2 protein-coding genes are annotated in these 2,798 nt (G+C 41.8%); one reads left to right on the forward strand and one right to left on the reverse strand.

The features are described from left to right. Positions 1 to 1,704, forward strand: a 1,704-nt coding sequence (locus tag GXZ17_RS07635) for a methyl-accepting chemotaxis protein (protein WP_409376698.1), incomplete at its 5' end; no start/stop codon positions are given. A 37-nt stretch (positions 1,705 to 1,741) separates the two neighbouring features. On the opposite strand, the gene GXZ17_RS07640 is transcribed toward GXZ17_RS07635, so the two are convergent. Further along, a complete protein-coding gene (locus GXZ17_RS07640) occupies positions 1,742 to 2,053 on the reverse strand; it encodes a hypothetical protein (RefSeq protein ID WP_409376699.1) in 312 nt (103 codons plus the stop codon). Between the last annotated feature and the right edge of the window lie 745 nt (positions 2,054 to 2,798).

The raw sequence follows: 2,798 nt of genomic DNA on the forward strand, positions 1-2,798 counted from the left end.
CCGGTTTTTGATGAAGACGATAATTTTGTGGGAGTAATAAGTATTCGTATGGATATTCAAAAAACCTCTGAAGAGCTCATGCGAGGGATACAGCTCGCCGAGACTGGATATGTCTACGTGTATGATGTGTCTCAGAATAAAGTGGTAATTCATCCCGATTTTAACATTGTGGGTAAGACACTGGAGGAATTGGACCTGGAATTTTTGAAAGAGGTATTTCAAGAAGGAGAAGAAGGCACTCATCGTTATACTTTCCAGGGGGTAGATAAAATAGTTACTTTCCACAAAATTGAGCCCTGGGGTTTCTTTTCCGGGGATAATCTTAAAAATTGGCAGGTAGTCGCTACTTTCCCCTATGATGAAATCGTTGCTCCAGCAAGAGGAATGGCTAAATTAATCTTTATTATAGTGGTGATAACCGCTATAATTGTTGTCTTTGTGTCTCGGGCTGTTGCTTATTCTCTGGCTCGTCCTCTGGAAAAAATTACTGCTGTAGCTCAAAAAGTGGCAGAAGGAGATTTGGCTCAGGAAGTAGAGGAAATAAAAACTCAGGATGAGATAGGGAGATTGAGTTCTGCCTTTCGCAGTATGTTAGAGTATATTCGGGAGTTAGTTACCAACATCATCAATACCTCTTCTACTCTTGCTGCTTCTTCAGAGGAGCTTTCCTCCTCTATTGAGGAGGTTTCCAAAGCTACTGAAGAAATTGCCAAGACCATTTCCCAGATTGCTCAAGGTTCTACTGAACAAAGTGTAGAGATTGAGAAGGTGAATAGAGGGGCAGAAGAGATCGTACAAAAGGTAGATGCTGTCAACCAATCTACAGCGAAGAATTTAGAGCTTTTGCAGGAAATGCAGAAGGCTCTTTCTCTTAACTATGAATCTCTGTCTTCTACTCATAAAGTGATGGCTGACACTGCTCAAGAGTCAGAAGAGAATCGTCAAGTAGCCCAGAAAGGTGAGGAATTGCTTTCTACTCTGGAAGATAATATCCGCTCTATCTCTCAGGCCACCAAAGAAGTGGCTCAATCCATTGCTACTTTAGATGAGCGTTCTCAAGAAGTAGGTAAGATTGTAGACCTCATATCCGGGATTGCCGAACAAACTAACCTCTTAGCTTTAAATGCAGCGATTGAGGCAGCCCGAGCAGGAGACGCAGGGCGCGGCTTTGCAGTGGTTGCAGAAGAAGTGAGAAAATTAGCTGGAGAAGCAGGAGAAGCAGCTAAGAACATAGCCACTTTAGTGCGGGAAATCCAGAATGATACTAAAGAGGTGGTAGAAAAGATGAAAGGAGCAGAGGAAAGAGTGGAAGAAGGAGTAGCTCAAGGGGAGGAGACCAGCAAAAACTTCTTCCAGATTAGGACTTCAGCTGAGAGTATAATAGAAAGCGTTTCTCGTCTTTCCTCTACTTTAGAAGAAGCGGAGGAATCATTACATAGGGCTATAGAAAGTGCGCAAGAAGTGAGTGCGCTTTCTGAAGATAACTCTCAATTGATAGACCAAGTTAATCAGAGCATCAGGTCTATTACTGAGGAGATTTCCTCTATTGCCTCGGTTTCAGAGGAAAATGCTGCCTCTTCACAGGAGGTTTCTGCTTCTACCGAGGAGCAAAGTGCATCATTGGAGGAGATTTCTTCGGCTACTGAGTCTCTGGCTAAACTGGCTCAAGAACTACAGAAATTAGTGGAAAAATTCAGAGTTTGAGATAGATGATGAGGGGGGCAATGCCCCCCTCCAGAAATTATTCCTCTCTCGGGAAAGCACTGATTAAAAGTCCCACCCCGGCTCCCAAAAGAGCTCCTCCATAAGGATAGTTGAAAACCACTCCCAACAATGACCCTAAGAGAAAAGCACCAGGTATAAGGAGAAGCCACATCTTTTTCCAGCCCAAAATGAGGAAAATGCAACTAACAATGAAGGGAATGAGAGAGCGAACAAACCCCACTCCTATTATAAGAGGGGGAAAAACTAACACCTGAATTATCCCCAGAACAATGGTTACCAGTCCGGCAATGAGAAGATTCCTCTTTGTGGTAGAGTCTTTTTTATTCATAGTGCTCCCTCCTTATTTGTTGTTTAACACATATTTTATCAAAATATAATTGTCTGTGCTGCTTTCTTTTTCTCAAGTTTTGCTCTTTTCCAGCTTCATTTTTCTTCTGTATTTGTTTTAAGGATGGTTATAGTTAACCACAAAACCCATTGTAACTCACATTCTACTCAGTGCGTCTTTATCTTATAAGGGGTAGGTTGGCTTTTTAAAGACTATTTTATGTTCGATTATCCCGCCCTGATAAGAGAGGGAAAGCCCGAGAAGGTGAGAAGTCTTAGTTTTTTTTGCTATTCCCAAAATTTAGCGAGGAACCCACTGAGGGATGCTTTTTCTCCTTTAGTGGATTTATTCTTCTTATTTAAGTTTTTAGTTCTTATTTAAGTTTTTAGTTCTTGCCTTTTGGGGGTTGATAAAGGGGTGAAACCCACTCATGGTCGATAAAAGCATTCAGGAGTGACACACAGAGATTTTTTCCTCTGTGTTGTTTTTGGTCTTTTTCTTTTTTTGGAGGTTGATAAAGGGGGCGGCGTCCCCTTATAGTTCTGTTCTGTCATGCCTGAAATTTTTTATCGGGCATCCACTGAGAGGGACGCTTTCCCCTCAGCAATCTTTATTCTTTGTACTTGTTATTTTTTGTCATTCCCGAAATCAGTAATCGGGAATCCACCTCATCTGTCATTCCCGAAATTTTTCATCGGGAATCCAAAGGCTTTTAAATACTTATGGACCCCGGCCTAAAGATTGC

The organism is Candidatus Sordicultor fermentans (assembly GCF_012728195.1).
GTDB lineage: Bacteria > Atribacterota > Atribacteria > Atribacterales > Caldatribacteriaceae > Sordicultor > Sordicultor fermentans.